This is a genomic window from Curtobacterium aurantiacum, assembly GCF_018598555.1.
Lineage (GTDB): Bacteria > Actinomycetota > Actinomycetes > Actinomycetales > Microbacteriaceae > Curtobacterium > Curtobacterium aurantiacum.
Genome location: NZ_JAHEWN010000002.1, coordinates 45,044 through 63,424 on the forward strand (window position 1 = coordinate 45,044; position 18,381 = coordinate 63,424).

The following is an 18,381-nucleotide window of genomic DNA, read 5'->3' on the forward strand; positions in this document are numbered from 1 at the left end:
CGCGCGGTGTCCGGCTCTCCTTCGACAGGGGATGCGGACCTGGGCGGTGCACACAACCCCTCGCACGGCCACCCCGGTGGCAGTGCGCGTGTGCACCAGGCAAGTGAACTTGGGTGCGGCCGTCCGGTCGCACGGTACTCAGGAGGAAACCATGGCAGCAGTGTGCCAGGTGACCGGCGCCGTTCCCGGCTTCGGTCACAACATCTCGCACTCGCACCGCCGGACGAAGCGTCGCTTCGACCCGAACGTGCAGAAGAAGACGTACTACGTGCCTTCGCTTCGTCGTAACGTCACGCTCACGCTCAGCGCGAAGGGCATCAAGGTGATCGACGCACGTGGCATCGAGTCCGTCGTCAAGGATCTCCTCGCCCGTGGGGAGAAGATCTGATGGCGAAAAAGGGTCAGGACATCCGTCCGATCATCAAGCTCCGCTCGACGGCGGGCACCGGGTTCACCTACGTGACCAAGAAGAACCGTCGGAACAACCCCGACCGTCTCGTGCTCAAGAAGTACGACCCGGTGATCCGCAAGCACGTCGACTTCCGTGAGGAGCGCTAAGCATGGCGAAGAAGAGCAAGATCGCGAAGAACAACCAGCGTGCCGTCATCATCGCGCGCTACGCCGAGCGTCGTCTCGAGCTGAAGAAGGCCCTCGTGGACCCGAACGGCACCGACGAGTCGCGTGAGGCCGCCCGCGTGGGCCTGCAGAAGCTGCCCCGCGATGCATCGCCCATCCGGTACCGCAACCGTGACGCCATCGACGGCCGCCCCCGTGGCCACCTCGGTGAGTTCGGCATCAGCCGTGTCCGTTTCCGTGACATGGCCCACCGCGGCGAGCTCCCCGGCATCACGAAGAGCTCCTGGTAAGCACTCGCAGTACCCGACGCCCCGTCACCTCCTGGTGGCGGGGCGTTCGCTGTGTACGGGGTACAGGTGACCGTTCATTCGTCACATCTGCCCCTCCAGCACCCCTCCGGACCCCCGACAACCCCGGAAATCCGGGCGAGTCGGCAGGTTCCGTCCCCTGGGGCTGGTAGGTTCAACTCCGGTTCCGCCGGGCCCTCGGCCCACTGGCACCGTGGCACGGGGCAACCGCTCCGGGCGCCGGACGACACGTGCGTCCGACCGATACTGCAAGAAGTCCGAGGAGGACATCCATGGCTGACAAGTCACTGAACCGCACCGAGCTCGTCGCTGCCGTCGCCGCTGAGTCCGGCCAGAGCCAGGCCACCGTCAACGGCGTCGTCGACGCGCTCTTCAGCGTCGTCTCGTCGTCCGTCGCCGACGGCACGAAGGTCACGATCCCCGGTTGGATCGCCTTCGAGAAGACGCACCGCGCCGCCCGCACCGGCCGCAACCCGCAGACGGGTGACGCCATCGAGATCGCCGCGAGCGACTCGGTCAAGGTCAGCGCCGGCTCGAAGCTCAAGGCTGCGGTCAAGTAAGACTGTTCCGCGCATCGGGAGGGACGGCTTCGGCCGTCCCTTTCGTCGTTCCCGGGGGCGGGCGGGCGCGTGCGTGGGCGGGCGCCCGGTGCGCGCGTCCGGCCTGGAGGCCCGTGCCGCTTTGCACAGATCGGCCCGCCCGTTCGGCGGCCGGGTGGGCACCGCCTAGGCTTGACGGGTGAATCGGATCGCGCGCATCGCCGGTCCCGCCGTGCTCCTGCTCGTCGGGTTCGTGGCGCTGCTCACGGCACTCGTCATCGGCGGCGGTGCGGACCCCGCGCTCATCGCCGACCCGGGGCCCGTCGTCCGCTTCGGGCTGCCGATCGCCCGGCTCGTCGTCGACCTGTCCGCGGCCACCACGATCGGTGGGCTCGCCCTCGCGACCATCGGGCTCTCACGTTCGGGCCCCGAGTGGAACCGCGCGATCGACGTCGCCGCCGGGGCCAGTGGCGTCTGGACGGTCGCGTCGGCCGTCGCCACGTTCTGCACCTTCCTCAGCGTCGCCGGTTCGCGCGTCAGCATCGACGAGCAGTTCGGGCAGTCGATGGGGGTGTTCCTCACCGGCACCGAGCTCGGGCTCGCCTGGCTGGTGACCGTCCTCGTCGCCGCGGCCGTCACGGTGCTCTGCTTCGCCGTCCGCTCGCGGGGCATGGTCGCCCTGACCGCCGGGGTGTCGATGATCGGCCTCATCCCGCTCGCGCAGCAGGGCCATGCCGCCGGCACCGCCAGCCACGACGCCGCCGTGACCGCCCTGGGGCTGCACCTGGTCGGCGCCGCGCTGTGGGTCGGTGGGCTCGTCATGCTCGTGCTGCTGCGCGGGGTGCTGCCCGATGACCGTCTGGCCGTCGTCGTCGCCCGGTACTCGAGCATCGCCCTCGGGTGCTTCGTGCTCGTCGCCGTGTCCGGCATCGCGACTGCGCAGATCCGCGTCGGGGCGCTGTCGAACCTGTTCACCCCGTACGGCACGCTCGTGCTGGTGAAGATCGGGGCGATCGTCGTCGCGGGGGTCCTCGGTGCGTTGCAGCGCCGTCGGGTCATCCGGGCGCTGACGACGTCGCCCGCTCGGCAGCGGCCCTTCTGGACCCTGATCGTCGTCGAGCTCGCGGTGATGGGGGTCGCATCCGGCTTCGCCGCGGCCCTCGGGCGCACCGCGACCCCGGTCGACCAGATCGCTCTGAGCAAGACCACCGACCCGAGCCCGGCGGAACTCCTGACCGACGACCTGCTGCCGCACGCGCCCGGTGCGTGGGGCTGGCTGACGCATTGGAACATCGACCTGTTCTGGCTGATGGCGGCCGTGCTGCTCGTCGTGACCTACGCGGCCGGCGTGGTGCGACTGCGTCGGAGCGGCGTGCGGTGGCCCGTGCGGCGCTCGGTCGCCGCAGCCCTGGCGATCGTGTCACTGGTGATCGCGACCTCCGGCTCGCTGCACCAGTACGACCGCTTCCTGATCTCCGCGAACGTCGGCGCCCACGTCCTGCTCGGCCTGGTCGTGCCCGCGCTGGTGTGGGCCGCGGCGCCCGTCGCGCTCATCCGTGCCGCCGTGCACCCCCGGAGCGACGACAGCACGGGTGTGCGCGAATGGACCGACGTCATCGTCGAGCACCCGACCGTGCGGTACCTGGCACAGCCGTTCCCCGCGTTCGCGCTGGCGGCGGCGCTCTGGTGGGCCTTCTTCGCCACCGACGCGCTCCGGTGGTCGGTGAGCGATCCGATCGGACGCACGGTCAGCGACGCGGTGTTCCTGCTGGTCGGGCTGCTGGCCGTCCCGACACTGTGCACCCCGATCCCTGCCGGGCGCCGGCGTCCGACCACCGCTGCCACCGTCGTCCGGATCGTCGGGGCCGCGGTGATCGCCGCGGGCACCGTCTCGCTCGGGTTCGCCATGCGCGGGCCGCTCGGGCTGCTGCAGGCATCGTGGTTCGGCGCGATGGGCCGGACGTGGGGGCCGGACCCGCTCGTCGACCAGGCCCGGGCCGGCCTCGTGCTCATCGTCGCCGGGGTGCTGCTCCTGGTGACCGTGGTCGTGGTGGTGCTCGTGCGACTGCGGCGTGACGGGGGAGCTCCGGGCGACGCAGCGACGCCCGACGACGCGGTTGTCCGAGCTGTCCCCGCTGCCCGGGCCGACCGGGACGACCTGGGCGACCTGGACTTCGACGACGGCAGCGACGACCTCGAGCCCTCGCCGGGGGCGGACACTCGATGAGCATCGAACTGAGCGACGAACAGCGCGCCGTCTTCGAGTACATCGAGCACACCCGCGACAACGTCTTCATCACCGGCCGCGCCGGCACGGGCAAGTCGACGCTGCTCAACCACCTGTCCTGGAACACCGAGAAGCAGGTCGTCATCTGCGCCCCGACGGGGGTCGCCGCGCTCAACGTGGGCGGCCAGACGATCCACTCGCTGTTCCGGCTGCCGATCGGGCTCATCGCCGACGCCGAGCTGCGACAGGGCCCCGACACCCGCAAGCTCCTCAACACCATCGACACCCTGGTCATCGACGAGGTCTCGATGGTCAACGCCGACCTGCTCGACGGCATGGACCGCTCGCTCCGCAAGGCGCGCGGTCGGCAGTTCGAGGCGTTCGGCGGCGTGCAGGTCGTGATGTTCGGCGACCCGTACCAACTGCCCCCGGTGCCCGGCGACGCCGACGAGCGCGCCTACTTCACCGACCACTACCGGTCGATGTGGTTCTTCGACGCCAAGGTGTGGCTCGAGACCGAGCTCAACATCATCGAGCTCGCGACCGTGCACCGGCAGCGTGACGACGCCTTCGCCGCCATGCTGACCGCCGTCCGGCACGGTCGGGTCACCGCGGACATCGCCGAGCAGCTGAACACGGCCGGTGCGCGTCCCGCGCCGGACGACGCCATCACCCTGGCGACGCGCAACGACACGGTTGCCCGGATCAACAAGGCGGCCCTCGAGCGGCTGCCCGGCAAGGTGAAGACCGCGAAGGCAGACGTCAACGGCGACTTCGGCGGGCGGAACTTCCCTGCGGACGAAGCCCTCGAGCTGAAGCCCGGCGCGCACGTGATGTTCCTGCGCAACGACGCCGACCAGCGCTGGGTGAACGGGACGCTCGGCATCGTGACGGCCATCCGCGACACCGTGTGGGTCGACGTCGACGGGGAGTCCTTCGAGGTCCAGCCGTCGGTGTGGGAGAAGTTCAAGTACTCGTACGACCCCGACAAGAAGGAACTCAAGAAGGACACCGTCGGGGAGTTCCAGCAGTTCCCGCTCCGGCTCGCCTGGGCCGTGACCATCCACAAGTCACAGGGCAGCACGTACGACCGCGCCGTGGTCGACCTCGGCAACCGGGTGTTCAGCGCCGGGCAGACGTACGTGGCGCTGTCCCGGCTGACCTCGCTCGAGGGGTTGTTCCTCACCCGCCCGCTCCGGCCGCAGGACATCATCGTCGACCTGGACGTCCGTCGCTTCATGTCCGAGGCACCCCGCATCGTCGCGACCGAGCTCGAGCCCCCGAAGCCGAAGCCCGACGCCGACTGACCCGTTCGGTCCGCGCGCCTGCATGCCCGGCGGCACACCGCCGAGCGGTCACGACTCCTCGTCGGTCCTGCGCCGAGTGGTCACTCGTCGTCGCCTGGACACTCCGCGTCCGACAGTTCGTGACCGGCCGGCGGACCTGAGCGGGGAGTCGTGACCGCACACACGACGACGCCCGCCTGCCGGAGCGGCAGACGGGCGGTGAGTCGAGTGGAGCGGGTGCGTCAGGCGCGCGCCGCACGCAGCGCGCGGAGGTTCTCCTTGTCGGCACCGAGCGCGGTGAGCAGCAGGAGCACACCGACGATCGCGTGGAACACGTTGTCCGTGGTGTTCAGCGCGAAGACGTTCGCCGAGGTGTCCACGAAGACGAAGCCGTACACGGCGAAGACGACGAGCAGGGCACCGACGAGCAGGTTGCCGTTGCGCGAGCCGATGGTGTTGCCGAGACCCGTGATGAGCAGCACGACGGCGAGCAGCACCCAGACCAGGCACAGCGCCGGGTTGACGCCGAACGCGTTCCAGAGCATGCCGCCCTGACGGCTGAAGAAGCCCGGGTCGCCGTCGGCGGCGAAGAAGAAGCCCAGGATGCCCCAGAGTGCGAGGACGCTGCCGGCCGTGAGCGCGAGACCCCGGTTCGGCGAGGCGGTGATGCCCGGTTCCTTGATGGCCACTTCGGTTTCCTCCTCGTACACTGCCGACGCGACGTGCGTCGGTCCCGCGTGGTGCGACGGCCCGGCGGGGACCACTGATCCGGTCGTCCCGGCGCGGGGCGCGCGGCCGACGGGGGTGCGGTTCCCAGCCTCCGGCCGGTGCTGCAACGGTATCGTGTCGGACCCCGACCGACCCAATCGCAGCGCCGCCGCCAGTCGTGCGACGAGCCCGACGACGACCACTCCGAGGAGGACCAGCCCGGTGACCTTGACACCCGAGCGCAGTGCATCCGAGTCGCGCGGACCGTGGGTCTCGCGGCGGGTGCGGTGGGCTGCGCTGGCGGCTCTGGGGTTCGTGATCGTGCCTCTCGTCTACTGGGTCGCGGTGCTGACCCCGGTCGGTCAGAAAGCGGAGGACGCCGCGCTCGGCGGGGTCCGGGAGTCCGACCTGTTCAGCTCGGACACTGCGCTCAACGTCATCTCGGTGCCGGTGATCCTGTTGCTCGTCGTCGTGATCGCGGCCGTGGCGTTCGCCAGACGGCGGCTCTCGGTGGGTCTCGGCGCGGGGGTCGTGGTGCTCGCGTCGGCGGCCACTTCGACGCTCGTGAAGCGTATCGCCGTGCGCCCGGAGATCGCTCAGTCAACGACGCCGAACTCGTTCCCGTCGGGGCACGCGACGATCGCGCTGGCGGCGCTGTTCGCGGTCCTGATGGTGACGCCACGCCGGTTCCGGCCCCTCGTGACGATCGTCGGCGCCGGGTACGCGGTCTTCGTGGCGAACCAGACCGTGGTCTACGGGTGGCACCGGGTCAGCGACATCATCGGCGCGTGCGCGATCGCGATGTTCTGGCTCGGGATCGTCCGTGCCGCCGGTCCTCGGGTCGACCGCGGACTCCGGGGTGACCGCAACGGCCGGCGGGGTCCGCGCCGCGTGGTGAGCGTCGTGCTCCTCGTCGCGACCGGGGTGACGCTGGCGGTCGGTGTCACCGCGCTCGTCCTCGGACTGACCGGGGAGGGCGCGCACGACCACGCGGCGATCCTCGTCGCGGGGCGGATGGCCTCGAGTGCGAGCGTCCTCGCCGTCGTGACCGTGGTGTGGTTCCTCGACGGGATGCACCACGCGGCGCGGACCGACCCGGCCACGCTGCCGACCGCACGCTGACCGGCCGAGCCGAGCCGGGCCTCCAGTCCGCCCGAACGGGCCGTCCCGACGGCCGGCCCGAACGGGCCGTCCGACGGGCGGCACGAACAGCCCGTCCGACGGGCGCGAGCCTGGCGGGAATGCCCACGCGTGCGCTACGTTGTACCGAGCAAGTCGATGCAAACGCATCGATATCGCGAAAGGCGGCGCATCATGCAGTTCGGCATCTTCACGGTCAGTGACGTCACGACCGACCCCACCACCGGAACGACGCCGGACGACACCCGGCGGGTCCGCGACATCCTGACGATCGCCGAGCACGCCGACCAGGCCGGGCTCGACGTCTTCGCGACCGGTGAGCACCACAACCCGCCGTTCGTCGCCTCGTCGCCGACCACGTTGCTCGCCTACCTCGCGGCGAAGACGAAGGACATCACCCTGTCCACGTCGACGACCCTGATCACCACGAACGACCCGGTGCGCATCGCCGAGGAGTACGCGATGCTCCAGGTCGTGTCCGACGGCCGCATGGACCTGATGATGGGCCGCGGCAACACCGGCCCCGTGTACCCGTGGTTCGGTCAGGACATCCGCCAGGGCGTCAACCTGGCGATCGAGAACTACGCGCTCGTCCGCCAGCTGTGGGAGAACGACGTCGTCAACTGGCAGGGCAAGTTCCGCACGCCGCTGCAGGGCTTCACCTCGACCCCGCGTCCGCTCGACGGGGTGCCGCCGTTCGTCTGGCACGGCTCGATCCGCACGCCGGAGATCGCCGAGCAGGCCGCCTACTACGGTGACGGCTTCTTCCACAACAACATCTTCTGGCCGATCCAGCACACCGAGCAGATGGTCGGCCTCTACCGCCAGCGCTTCGAGCACTACGGGCACGGCCGCGCCGACCAGGCGATCGTCGGCCTCGGCGGGCAGTTCTTCGCGCGGAAGAACTCGCAGGACGCAATCGACGAGTTCCGCCCGTACTTCGACAACGCCCCGGTCTACGGCCACGGCCCCTCGATGGAGGACTTCACCGCCCAGACCCCGCTCACCGTCGGCTCGCCGCAGCAGGTCATCGACCGGTACGCCGCCATGAAGGACCACGTCGGCCACTACCAGCGCCAGCTGTTCCTCATCGACCACGCGGGGCTGCCGCTGAAGACCGTGCTCGAGCAGATCGACATCCTGGCGGAGGACATCGTGCCGGAGCTGCGCAAGCTGAACGACGAGGGTCGCCCGGCCGACGTGCCGTCGGACCCGCCGTCGCACGCGGCGCGTGCCGCTGCCGCGATGGCTGCGGGCACCCTCGGCAGCGACCACGTCGCCGCCGAGGACGAGTGGACGGGCGCGTCCGTCTGACGAGTGCCGTGAGCGCCACCAAGCGCGGACGGGAGGCCCGGTGCCAGCTGGCACCGGGCCTGCCGTCCGTCTCGGCGCGCGTTCTCGGGCCCGCGCCGACGTCACGGGGTGAGCGACACCTCACGGGGCTGCCGGCGCGTGAGCTGTCGCTCAGCGCGTGAGCTCGGCGGTGGGCTCCGCGACGGGGCGGGCCGGCACGAGCTTGAGGCCGACCACGCAGCCGACGATGCCGGCGATGAACAGCAGGCGCAGCACGGTGACGGGCTCGGCACCGGTGGCCATGCCCCACAGCACCGTGAGTGCGGCGCCGGTGCCGGTCCACACCGCGTACGCAGTGCTGATCGGGATGTGCTTGAGGACGTAGCCGAACGCGACGAGGCTGATCACGATCGTGACGCCGAACACGATCGTCGGGCGGAGTTCGGTGAAGCCGTCGCTCTCGCCGAGGGCGGTCGCCCAGACGGTCTCGAGCGCGGCGCTGACGAACAGGACGATCCAGGCCACGTCAGCTCACCACCTTGAGGCCGATGACGCACGCCACCAGGCCGAAGACGAGGGCGAGGCGGGCGAAGGACGCGGCCTCCTGACGTCGGAGTATCGCGACGACCACGGTCAGTGACGCCCCGATTCCGACCCAGACCGCGTAGGCGGTGCCGACCGGGATGCTCTTCATCGCGAACGCCAGCCCCACCATGCTCAGTGCCATCCCGGCGACGAAAACGATCGTCGGGACCACCTTCTTGAAGCCGTTCGAGGCGCCGAGGGCGGTGGCCCAGACGGCCTCGAGCACGCCGCTCAGCACGAGGATCACCCATGCCATGACGATGTCCTTTCCTGCGGAAGTCGTTGTCGGTGTCGTTCTCGCACGACTGTGCGACAACGACCACGACGGTAGCACGAGTTCGTACGACTGTGCGAGTATGGCGTGTGGCCAGGAGCATGGACGTCGACGAACGGCGCCGCACCGTGTCCGAGGCGGCGTGCCGGGTCCTCGCCCGCGACGGCCTCGGGGCACTCAGCGTGCGGAACGTCGCCGCCGAGGCGGGGCTGCCGCCGAGTACGGTCCGCTACACGTTCCCGACCCAGGCGAGCGTCCGCGAGCACACCATCACCCTCGTGTTCGATCGGATCCGGGAGCGCATCGACGCCATCCCGGCTGATCTGGCACCGGTCCGACGCGCACGCCGGATCGTGCTCGAGCTGCTGCCCCTCGACGAGGAGCGGGTCATCGAGCTCGAGGTCTACCTTGCACTCGGGAACGCCGCGCTCACCGACGTCGGGCTCCGACCGACGCTCGACCGCGTCGTCGCGGCGATGCGGACCTGGTGCGAGGAGGTCCTCCGGCTGCTCGGGGTACCGGCGGGTGACCGGGAGTACGAGGCGTGCCGCCTGCACGCCCTCCTCGACGGGCTCGCGATGCAGGTCGTCCGGCTGGCTCCGGGGGAGTCCGGTGACTGGGCGATCGACGTGCTCGACCGACACCTGGACGGCGTCGCCGCAGGCTGAGCTCGCGGGCCCCCCTCGCACCGTGCGAGGGTGGGTGCGCAGCCCCCCGCGGCACGCGTCGCCTATCCTGTCCCGGTGACGACGACCACGCGGCCGCCGCAGCGCACCCGGAGCCTCACCGGCCCCGGGCTGGTGCTGCTCGCCGTCGTCGTCCTGCTGGGGATCCGGCTGTTCTCGCCGAGCATCGGGACCGCGGGGCTGCCGGACGTCGTGCAGGACTTCCTCACGCTGGCGATCAGCGTCGTCGTCGAGTCCCTGCCGTTCGTGGTGCTCGGCATCGTGCTGTCGATCGTCGTCGAGGTCTGGGTCCCGGTCGGCGCGCTCGAGCGGGTCCTGCCGCAGAACGCCTTCGGTCGCCGCGCCGTGATCTCCCTGATCGGCATGCTCTTCCCGGTGTGCGAGTGCGGCAACGTCCCGCTCGCCCGCGGCCTGATGATGCGCGGGTTCACCCCCGCCGAGGCCGTCACGTTCCTGGTCGCGGCCCCGATCCTCAACCCGCTCGTCATCGTCAGCACCGCGCAGGCGTTCGGCTGGTCGGGCTGGATCCTGCCGGTGCGCATCGTCGGCGGGTTCGTCATCGCGAACCTCGTCGGCTGGATCGTCGCCGCGCACCGCCGTCCGGCCGACCTGCTGCTCCCCGCCTTCGAGGCCCGGTGCCGCGCTGCCGTCGGAGCACCTCGAGGCCTGCACCGCTGGCGGCAGAGCGCCGCGCAGTTCGGCGGCGAGACGGCGACGATGATGCCGGCGCTGTTCGTCGGTGCCGGGCTGGCCGCCGCGATCCAGGTCGCCGTCCCCCGCTCGACCCTGGTGGCCATCGGCTCGAACCCGGTGCTGTCCGTCGCGGCGATGATGCTGCTGGCGATGACGGTGTCGCTCTGCTCGAACGTCGACGCCTTCTTCGCGCTGTCGTTCGCGTCGACGTTCCTGCCGGGGTCGATCACGGCCTTCCTGATCATCGGGCCGATCATCGACGTCAAGATGATCGCCCTGCTGCGCACGACCTTCCGGGTCCGGTTCCTGGTGCTGCTGTCGGTCGTGTGCGTCCTGTTCGCCGGAGCCGTCGGGTTGGTGATGAATGTCCTCGTCTGATGCACGCAACAACGCGGCCGCGTACCTGGGCCTCGGGTCGGTGCTGGCCGCGGCGCTCTGCACGCTGTGGCTCGCACTGGTCGGGCACCTCGACCTGTACATCAACCCGCGGTACTCGGTGTTCACGGTCGTGCTCGCGGCCGTGGGCGTGCCCGCGTCGATCGCCGCCCTCGTCGTCATCGCCCGGGGCCACGGCCACACCCACGGCGACGACGACGACCTCGATCTGCACCAGCAGCAGCGGACGGGAGGCCGCGGTCGCGCCGTCCGCATCGCCCTCGGCGGAGCAGCGGCCATCATCACGATCGGCGTGACCGTCGCGATGCTCGTCCTGCCCCCGACGACCCTGTCCGCCCGCACCGCACAGCAGCGGAGCGTCGACTCGGCGACCCTGTCGAACGCCACCGGTTCCGAGGCCGCGGTGTCGCTGCTCGGCAGCGAGGGCGTCGACACCTCGGAGTACGGCGTCAAGGACTGGGCCGCCCTGATCCGGCAGACCACCGACACCACGGCGCTGGTCGGCAAGCAGGTCGAGCTGACCGGCTTCGTGGTGCCCGGCGCCGACGGGTCCTTCACCCTCACCCGCTTCGTCATCAGCTGCTGCGCCGTGGACGCGCAGCCGGTCGGTCTCGGCGTCGTGACCGGCGACGGCTCCGTCCCCGACGAGGGCCAGTGGGTCACCGTCCGCGGAGCCCTCGCGGCCAACCCGGACCAGTCCGCCGACGCCCGCATCGTCGTCAGGGCCGCGAAGATCACCGACATCGCACAGCCCGAGGACCCGTATGAGTTCTGAGCGGCGCGGTGACCAGCGCCGCGAGCGGCGCGGTGACCAGCGCCGCGGGCGGCGCCCCGTCGCGCACCGGTTCCACCGCCGGTACGTGGCCGTCGTGGTGGTGCTGGCCGTGGTGGCAGCGCTCGCCGCGGTCGTCGGCTCGCAGCAGGGCCCCAGGCTCCGCGACGTGTCCTACGACGCCACGGGTCTCGTCACCCGCCCGGCCCAGCGCGTCATCCTCACGGCGAACCAGGCCCTGCAGAAGGTCTCCGCCGCCGACGTCCGGGTCAGCCCGGCAGCGGCGCACACCGTGACGTCGAGCGGCAACACCATCGCCGTGGAGTTCGCCGGACCCCTGGCCTACGACCGCGACTACACGGTCACGGTCGCGGGCGTCCGGGCGCCCGGGCAGCGCGCCACGTCGGACCTGACGGCGTCGATCCGCACCGGCAGCACCGACGTGCTCGCACTCGTGCCCGGTCAGGCCGGGGCGAAGGACCGCATCGTCCGGCGCTCCCTCGACGCCGGCGGCGCGACCACCGTCTACGAGGGCACCGCGATCTCCGAGTACGCCAGACTCGGCCGTTCCCTGGTCGTCGTGAGCGGCACGGACGCCAGCTCGTCGGTCGACGTCGTGGCCCTGAGCGGCGGCGTGCAGGACGACGACGCCCCCGTCGAACACCTCACGCTGCCGACCTCCGAGGGGCGGGTCACCGCGCTGCACGTCGCCGACGACGGTGCCTCGTTCGGGTTCGAGTACGCCGACACCTCCACCGGGCAGTCCCGGAACACCGGCCTGTACGTGGTCGACATGACGGGCACGCACCTGCCCACCGCCATCGCGGCGAACGGCAAGCCGACGACGGGTGCCGTCCCGATGACGGTGGCCCAGTGGGCCTACGTGCCGCGTACTGAGAGCGCACTCGTCCGGACGGGCAGCGACGACCTGGTGCTGGTCGACATGAGCGGACGTGCCGACCCGGTCCGGCTCGGCAGCGCCACGTACCTGCACGGCTTCGTCGGCACCGGCACCACGGCCGTCGTCGAGACGGGCACCGGCATCGAGCGGCTGGACCTCACCGACGGGTCGAAGTCGGCGTTGCAGGCCCCCGCCGCGAGCACCGACGCGGCCGTCCTCGGCCGCATCGCCCAGCTGACCGACGACACGTACCTGCGCGTGCTGGGGGACGTGCGGTCGGACGGCACGATCTCGGCACGGATCGTGCGTGTGGACGGAGGACGGGCCTCCCGGCTGCCGGTGACCATCCCGGACGACGCGAGCGTCACCGCGGTCTGCCCGTCCCCGAACAGCCAGTTCGTCGCGGTCGCGACGAAGTCGGCGACCGGCGAGCTCGTGAGCATCGTCGACGCGGCCTCCGGCGCGCTCGAGGCGAGCATCGACGCGGGCTCCGTCGACTGGTGCGGCGCGCTGCCGTCCGGTGACGAGGTCGGCTGACGGCACCGAGACCACAGACGGGAGGCCCGTTGCCAGCCGGCAACGGGCCTCCCGTCTGTCAGGTGGTGACGACTACGCCAGCGTGGCCGCGTCGATCACGAAGCGGTAGCGGACGTCCGAGGACAGCACGCGCTCGTAGGCCTCGTTGATCTGGTCGGCGCTGATGAGCTCGGTCTCCGGGAGGATCCCGTGCTCGGCGCAGAAGTCGAGCATCTCCTGGGTCTCCTGGATGCCGCCGATGGCGGAACCGGCCCAGCTGAGCCGACGCGGGATGAGCGCGAAGGCCGGCACCTCGAGCGGCTCGGCCGGAGCACCCACGTTGACGAGCGTGCCGTCGACCTTGAGCAGGCCGAGGTAGGCACCCATCGGGATCTTCGCCGAGACGGTGTTGATGATGAGCTCGAAGGAGTTCGCGAGCTTCTCGAACGTCTCCGGGTCCTTGGTCGCGTAGTGGGCCTTGGCACCGTAGCGGAGCGAGTCCTCCTGCTTCGAGGTCGTCTGCGACAGGACGGTGACCTCGGCGCCGAGCGCGACGGCGATCTTGACGGCCATGTGACCGAGTCCGCCCATGCCGACGACGGCGACCTTGGTGCCGGGGCCGGCGTTCCAGTGGTGCAGCGGCGAGTAGGTGGTGATGCCGGCGCAGAGCAGCGGCGCGACCTTCTCGATGTCGAGCGACTCGGGGACGCGGAGGACGAAGTCCTCGTTCACCACGACGGCCTGCGAGTACCCGCCCTGGGTGATCGAGCCGTCGGCCGGGTCGACGCTGGCGTAGGTGCCGATGTTGCCCTTGAGGCAGTACTGCTCCTGGCCGGCGACGCAGTTCTCGCACTCGCCGCACGAGTTCACCATGCAGCCGACGCCGACGCGGTCGCCGACCTGGTGCTTGGTGACGTTCTCGCCGACCTCGGTGACGTGGCCGACGATCTCGTGGCCGACGACCTGCGGGTACTGGATGGGGCCCCACTCACCGCGGACGGTGTGGATGTCCGAGTGGCAGATGCCGGCGTAGGCGATGTCGATCGCGACGTCGTCCGGGCCGACGTCGCGACGGGTGATGGTGGTCTTGACGAGCGGCTCGGTGGCTGACGGTGCCGCGTACGCGTTGACGGTGCGCAATGATCTCCTCGTGGGGGTGGTGCGTTGCGGGCCGGTTCCGGCCCGGAACCAGTGTGCGCGCAGCCGTGGCCGGGTGGGAGGTACAACCAGGACACCCCTGTGCCCGCGGACGGGCGAGTCGCGGCGCGGCGGTGCCGTGCGCTGCGCTGTGCTGTGCTGTGCTGTGCTGTGCTGTGCTGTGCTGTGCTGTGCTGTGCTGCGCTGTGCTCGCTCAGGCGAGCCGGGCCAACCGCTGCCCCGCGATCGTGGCGAAGCGCAGCGGGTCGGCCAGGGCGTCGTCGGGCTCGCCGGTGGTCTGCGTCGCGAGGACGGTGAGCGAGGCGGCAGCGGCGTAGTCGTCGAGCGGTGCCTCGATCGCGCCGGCGACGAGCATCGACCGGGCTCCGGGAGCGTGCGCCACGGCCAGGTCGCGGACCACCGAGGGCACCTTGCCGACGGCGCTCTGCCCGTCGAAGCGCCCCTCGCCGCTGATCACCACATCGGCGCCGTCGAGCAGCGCCGGCAGCCCGAGTACCTCGGCGACGGCCGCGGCCCCACCGGCGAGCGTGGCGCCCCACACCAGCAGGCCGAACCCGACACCGCCCGCGGCTCCGGCCCCCGGCGTGCTCGGGTCGATGTGGGGGAAGCGTGCGGCCCAGGTGGCGAGCCGCTCGTCGAAGGACGCCACACGGTCGGGCGTGATGCCCTTCTGCGGGCCGAAGACGGCGGCGGCACCGGTCGGGCCGAGCAACGGCGAGGTGACGTCGGTGAGCACGGTGACGCCGAGCGGGGGGAGTGCGCGGAGGCCGCCGGCGCCTTCGCTGTCGAGGCCGAGCGCCTCGAGCACCGGACGCCCGCCGTCGGTGGACGCGCTGCCCCCGATGCCGAGCACGAGCCCCGTGGCACCGGCGTCGAGCGCGGCGGCGACCGCCTCGCCGAACCCACGGCTCGTCGCCGTGTCCGGCATCGGTGCGTCGAGCAGGGGGAGGCCGCTCGTCGCCGCGAGCTCCACCACCGCGCGACCGTCGGGCAGCCGCAGCCAGTGGGTGTCGACCGGCGTGCCGCCCGGCCCGGTCACGGTGACGGGGGCCCGGACGGCTCCGGGGACGGCGGTCTCGAAGGCGTCGAGCGTGCCCTCGCCGCCGTCGGCCATCGGGACGAGCACCACGTCGTCATCGGGGCGTTCGGTCAGCCAGCCGTCGCGGACGGCCGCAGCGATCGACGCCGCGGTCGCGGTGCCCTTGAACGAGTCCGGAGCCACGATGATGCGCACGGCTCCCACCGTAGTGGCCCGTTACGAGACGCCGGCGTGTGCGCGTTTGCGAGACGCCGGCGTGTGCGCAGGACGCCGCGTTGTCCGCGAGACGCCTCCGGATCCGGCGGCGTCTCGACGACATGGCGGCGTCCAACGAACACGCCGGCGTCTCGCGAACGACCCCGCGCTGGCGTCAGTGCGCGGGCACCGCCGCCGGCAGGGCGAAGCGCGGGTGCGGCGCCCCACCCGTCGCGAGGTCCGCGAGCATCTCCCCGAGCAACGGCGCGAACTTGAAGCCGTGCCCGGAGAACCCGGTCGCCACGGTGAGCGGCCCCACCCGGTCCATCACGAAGTCCTCGTCGGGGGAGTTGTCGTACAGGCAGCTGATGAACGTCGGCCGGGTCGCGTCGACCCCCGGCACGTACCGCGCGACGTACGCCTGCAGCCGCTCGGCCTCGGTCGGCACGGGTGCGAAGTCCCGGTTGTCCGGTTCGACGACGGGACCGGTGCCGTGGAACCCGACCTTGACACCCTCGCCGGGCGTCAGCAGCCCGTACACGTCGTCACCGTCGGCCCAGTGCACGAAGCTCGGCCAGGCCTCGTCCGGCAGGTGGCTGGGGAAGTGGGCGGGCTGCTCCTGGGTGACGCGGATGGCCGGGAGGTCCGCCCCGCGTCCGGCGAGCAGCCCGCCGACCAGCACGGGGGCCCACGACCCCACGGCGGCCACCGCGGACGCGGTGCGGATGGCGGTGCCGTCGGACAGGACCACGGTGACGTCGTCACCGTGGTCCTCGAGCCCGGCGACCCCGGTGTCGAACCGCAGGTCGGCGAGACCGGTCCGCTCGGCCAGCGTCAGGAAGACCTCGATCGCCCGATCGGCGCGGATGCGTCCGGCGGAGGCATGGGTCAGCACGCGCCCCTCGAACGCGATGCCGGGCCAGCGCGCCGCTGCGTCGTCCGGGGTCAGCACCTCGTGCGGGATGTCCGCGTCGGTGAGGGCCGCGGCGATCGCGTCGACGACCTCGGGCCGACCGTGGTCGACGGCCCCCGTGCGGACGATGAGCTCCTCGCCGGCAGCGGCCTCGAGCGCTTCCCACAGTTCCAGCGCCCGGGTGGTCAGGGCGACGTACTCCGCGTCGGCGTAGCCCTGCCGGAAGATCCGGGTCGCACCGTGCGAGGAGCCGAGGTGGTGTCCGCGGGCGTGCTGTTCCAGAAGCAGGACGCGCTCGCCGCGGGCGGTGAGGGCGAACGCGGTCGCAGCGCCGACGACCCCGGCACCGATGACGACCACGGGTGCGACGTGTTCGGGGGAACCGGGAGAGGAGGACATGCGGCGAGCGTACGTCCGACGGAGCGAGTGACGGGAATCGAACCCGCGCTACCAGCTTGGGAAGCTGGAGTTCTACCATTGAACTACACTCGCGCGCCCCGGTGAACGGGACTCGGCAAGCCTAGCGGATTCTCGCCTGGAAGCCAGCCGAACGTGCACCGTACGCCTCCTGCCGGGCGTGTGTCGCGCCTCCCGAGTCTCCGCTGTGAGGGTGCGAGCCTGACGGACAGGTGTCGTACCCGTGTGTACCGTCCAGGGAGTTCCAGCCCCGAACCCGAGGAGGCCCCGGATGGTCAGGCATCCCCTCATCGACGACGTGGTCGGCCCCGCCATCGTGGTCGAGTCGGCCTCGCCCGTCGTGTGGCTGACCGACGCGCTCGCCTCGCTGCTCCGCCGGTCGGCGGACGCCGGACGGACGGTCGTGCTCCGCACCGGACGTTCGGCGGCGATCACCCCGGCGCTCCGGCACGCACTCGGTGCGTACGGTGCCGCGTGGGCCGTCTCCGACTTCGACGGCACGCTGCGGGACGGCCGGACGGGCGTCGCCGCATCGGGCATCGAGGACTTCGTGCACCGCGGCCCCGAGCTCGTGGGCACGCCGTCGCCCGAGCACCCGGTCTCGGCCGACTCGGTGCGTCAGATCAGCATCGACCTGACCCTCCGCCACCACCCGGGCCGCGCGGTCGACATGGGGTCCGCCATCGAGGCGCTGTGCCACACCGTCGGCACCTGCCCGACCCGGTGGGGTACCGCAGAACCACTCACCGTGCCGTGGGACCGCTGGGTCGTCACGCAGTACGCGAAGCACGAGGCGCCCGGCATCTCGACCTCGTACGCCGTCGGCGAGGGCTTCTCCGCGACGATGACCGCGCACCTGGTGGGCGGAGTGGTCGTCGAGACCATGTCCGCCGTGCTCACCGTGCCCGAGGAGAACACCGATCCGGGCCTGGCCAACCGCATGTTCGACGCGGTGCAGCGGGTCGCCGACCAGGTCGTCCCCGTCTTCGGCGTCGTCATGCAGCGCCGCGGCGACGCCGACCACCTGGTGCGGGCCGTCTCGCACGGCGAACCGTCACCGCTCGCCGTCGTCATCGGACCCGAGGCCGCCGGCTTCCTGGACCGCGACGGCGTCTGGCCTCCGCCGCGCACCACGACCGCAAGGTTCGCAGCCGGCACCGGCCCGTCGACCCGCCCGGGTTCCGACGCCGACGCCGACGGCGGGATGATCGTCCGCTTCGAGGACGGTTGGGAAGCGCTCGAGGCGTTCCTCGACCGCATCGACGAGGACCGCTTCCTGCAGCTGGTCGGCGGCGCGCCGCTCGACCCCGCCCACGACGAGGGCACGCTCGACGGCCACGTCCGTGACGACCGGATGGTGGGCGGCCACGGTGCCGCGTGACGTCACCATCCTCTGCCGGCAGCCGGTGGAGGCGCGCGACGTCGCCGAGGCGCTCCTGCTGCACGACGAGACCTGGGGAGTCCGGGCACTCGACGACGGTCCGATGATGCAGGTCTGCCGTGACGCCACGCACCCCGTGATCACCGTGCTCGGCGTGCGCCGGGTGGACTCCTTCGACGAGGTCGAGCGGATCCTCCCGGACGCCCCGACCCTGGCGACGCCGCTGTGGTGGGTCGACACCGTCATCCCCGCCGGCCCGGACGGCGAGTCCGGGATCTCGGCCGCGCTCGAGGCCGCGATGGACCTCGACGCGGTCTGCATCGTCCACGGGGACTGAGCGCGGCCGCACTCACCCCGGGCCCGGTGCGGCTCAGTCCC

Annotated in this window: 20 protein-coding genes and 1 tRNA gene; 14 read left to right on the plus strand and 7 right to left on the minus strand. The window is 71.5% G+C overall.

Features of this window, described 5'->3' with window-relative positions; genetic code table 11:
• The first annotated feature begins 151 nt into the window (after window positions 1-151).
• From rpmB to KK087_RS02165, 6 genes are all read left to right on the plus strand, one after another.
• On the plus strand, window positions 152-388 hold the full coding sequence (gene rpmB, locus KK087_RS02140) for a 50S ribosomal protein L28 (RefSeq protein ID WP_027464952.1): 237 nt from the start codon (window positions 152-154) through the stop codon (window positions 386-388).
• Window positions 388-558 (plus strand): 50S ribosomal protein L33, encoded by a 171-nt coding sequence (rpmG, locus tag KK087_RS02145; protein ID WP_017886456.1) that lies wholly within the window; start codon window positions 388-390, stop codon window positions 556-558. The genes rpmB and rpmG overlap by 1 nt, the downstream gene beginning before the upstream one ends.
• Before the next feature lie 2 nt (window positions 559-560).
• Complete coding sequence (gene rpsN, locus KK087_RS02150) at window positions 561-866, plus strand: 30S ribosomal protein S14 (protein WP_017886455.1); 306 nt, start codon at window positions 561-563, stop codon at window positions 864-866.
• Between the two features lie 290 nt (window positions 867-1,156).
• Entirely contained in the window at window positions 1,157-1,444 is a 288-nt protein-coding gene (locus KK087_RS02155) for an HU family DNA-binding protein (protein WP_017886454.1), read from the plus strand.
• A gap of 178 nt (window positions 1,445-1,622) precedes the next feature.
• Window positions 1,623-3,650, plus strand: a complete 2,028-nt coding sequence (locus KK087_RS02160; RefSeq protein ID WP_214564059.1) for a cytochrome c oxidase assembly protein — start codon at window positions 1,623-1,625, stop codon at window positions 3,648-3,650.
• A complete protein-coding gene (locus KK087_RS02165; protein ID WP_214564060.1) occupies window positions 3,647-4,957 on the plus strand; it encodes an ATP-dependent DNA helicase in 1,311 nt (436 codons plus the stop codon). The genes KK087_RS02160 and KK087_RS02165 overlap by 4 nt, the downstream gene beginning before the upstream one ends.
• Before the next feature lie 221 nt (window positions 4,958-5,178).
• On the opposite strand, the gene KK087_RS02170 is transcribed toward KK087_RS02165, so the two are convergent.
• Complete coding sequence (locus KK087_RS02170) at window positions 5,179-5,625, minus strand: DUF4383 domain-containing protein (protein ID WP_214530017.1); 447 nt, start codon at window positions 5,623-5,625, stop codon at window positions 5,179-5,181.
• Window positions 5,626-5,866: 241 nt separating this feature from the next.
• Here KK087_RS02170 and KK087_RS02175 point away from each other — a divergent pair, with 241 nt between their 5' ends.
• Window positions 5,867-6,766, plus strand: coding sequence for a phosphatase PAP2 family protein (locus tag KK087_RS02175; RefSeq protein ID WP_214530016.1), 900 nt, complete (start codon window positions 5,867-5,869; stop codon window positions 6,764-6,766).
• Between the two features lie 192 nt (window positions 6,767-6,958).
• The gene (locus KK087_RS02180) at window positions 6,959-8,098 is read left to right on the plus strand and encodes a CE1758 family FMN-dependent luciferase-like monooxygenase (RefSeq protein WP_214530015.1); all 1,140 of its coding nucleotides are present in this window, start codon (window positions 6,959-6,961) and stop codon (window positions 8,096-8,098) included.
• Between the two features lie 150 nt (window positions 8,099-8,248).
• Here the strand turns inward: KK087_RS02180 and KK087_RS02185 are convergent, their stop codons facing one another.
• Together KK087_RS02185 and KK087_RS02190 are read right to left on the minus strand one after the other, a co-directional pair.
• Window positions 8,249-8,602: a DMT family transporter gene (locus KK087_RS02185; protein ID WP_214530014.1), complete on the minus strand. Its 354-nt coding sequence runs from the start codon at window positions 8,600-8,602 to the stop codon at window positions 8,249-8,251.
• A 1-nt stretch (window position 8,603) separates the two neighbouring features.
• Window positions 8,604-8,918 carry a DMT family transporter gene (locus KK087_RS02190; protein ID WP_214530013.1) on the minus strand — a complete coding sequence of 105 codons (315 nt, stop codon included), beginning with the start codon at window positions 8,916-8,918 and terminating at the stop codon, window positions 8,604-8,606.
• Window positions 8,919-9,037: 119 nt separating this feature from the next.
• On the opposite strand from KK087_RS02190, the gene KK087_RS02195 reads away from it, so the two are divergent.
• From KK087_RS02195 to KK087_RS02210, 4 genes are all read left to right on the plus strand, one after another.
• Window positions 9,038-9,604 carry a TetR/AcrR family transcriptional regulator gene (locus tag KK087_RS02195; protein WP_214530042.1) on the plus strand — a complete coding sequence of 189 codons (567 nt, stop codon included), beginning with the start codon at window positions 9,038-9,040 and terminating at the stop codon, window positions 9,602-9,604.
• Between the two features lie 75 nt (window positions 9,605-9,679).
• The gene (locus tag KK087_RS02200; RefSeq protein WP_214564061.1) at window positions 9,680-10,693 is read left to right on the plus strand and encodes a permease; all 1,014 of its coding nucleotides are present in this window, start codon (window positions 9,680-9,682) and stop codon (window positions 10,691-10,693) included.
• Window positions 10,680-11,486: a TIGR03943 family putative permease subunit gene (locus tag KK087_RS02205; protein ID WP_214564062.1), complete on the plus strand. Its 807-nt coding sequence runs from the start codon at window positions 10,680-10,682 to the stop codon at window positions 11,484-11,486. The genes KK087_RS02200 and KK087_RS02205 overlap by 14 nt, the downstream gene beginning before the upstream one ends.
• Window positions 11,476-12,921, plus strand: a complete 1,446-nt coding sequence (locus KK087_RS02210) for a hypothetical protein (protein ID WP_214564063.1) — start codon at window positions 11,476-11,478, stop codon at window positions 12,919-12,921. The genes KK087_RS02205 and KK087_RS02210 overlap by 11 nt, the downstream gene beginning before the upstream one ends.
• A gap of 72 nt (window positions 12,922-12,993) precedes the next feature.
• Here the strand turns inward: KK087_RS02210 and KK087_RS02215 are convergent, their stop codons facing one another.
• The 4 genes from KK087_RS02215 to KK087_RS02230 form a co-directional block, all read right to left on the minus strand.
• Window positions 12,994-14,040, minus strand: a complete 1,047-nt coding sequence (locus KK087_RS02215) for an NAD(P)-dependent alcohol dehydrogenase (protein WP_214545074.1) — start codon at window positions 14,038-14,040, stop codon at window positions 12,994-12,996.
• 211 nt (window positions 14,041-14,251) lie between these two features.
• Complete coding sequence (locus KK087_RS02220) at window positions 14,252-15,292, minus strand: glycerate kinase (protein ID WP_214564064.1); 1,041 nt, start codon at window positions 15,290-15,292, stop codon at window positions 14,252-14,254.
• 175 nt (window positions 15,293-15,467) lie between these two features.
• Window positions 15,468-16,604: an FAD-dependent oxidoreductase gene (locus tag KK087_RS02225; protein ID WP_214564065.1), complete on the minus strand. Its 1,137-nt coding sequence runs from the start codon at window positions 16,602-16,604 to the stop codon at window positions 15,468-15,470.
• Window positions 16,605-16,626: 22 nt separating this feature from the next.
• A tRNA-Gly gene (locus tag KK087_RS02230) sits at window positions 16,627-16,697 on the minus strand.
• Between the two features lie 196 nt (window positions 16,698-16,893).
• Between KK087_RS02230 and KK087_RS02235 the strand changes: the two genes are divergently transcribed.
• Together KK087_RS02235 and KK087_RS02240 are read left to right on the plus strand one after the other, a co-directional pair.
• Window positions 16,894-18,003, plus strand: a complete 1,110-nt coding sequence (locus KK087_RS02235; RefSeq protein ID WP_214564066.1) for a DUF6177 family protein — start codon at window positions 16,894-16,896, stop codon at window positions 18,001-18,003.
• Window positions 17,966-18,340: a hypothetical protein gene (locus tag KK087_RS02240; protein ID WP_214530005.1), complete on the plus strand. Its 375-nt coding sequence runs from the start codon at window positions 17,966-17,968 to the stop codon at window positions 18,338-18,340. Before KK087_RS02235 ends, KK087_RS02240 begins: the two co-directional genes overlap by 38 nt.
• Window positions 18,341-18,381 lie beyond the last annotated feature (41 nt).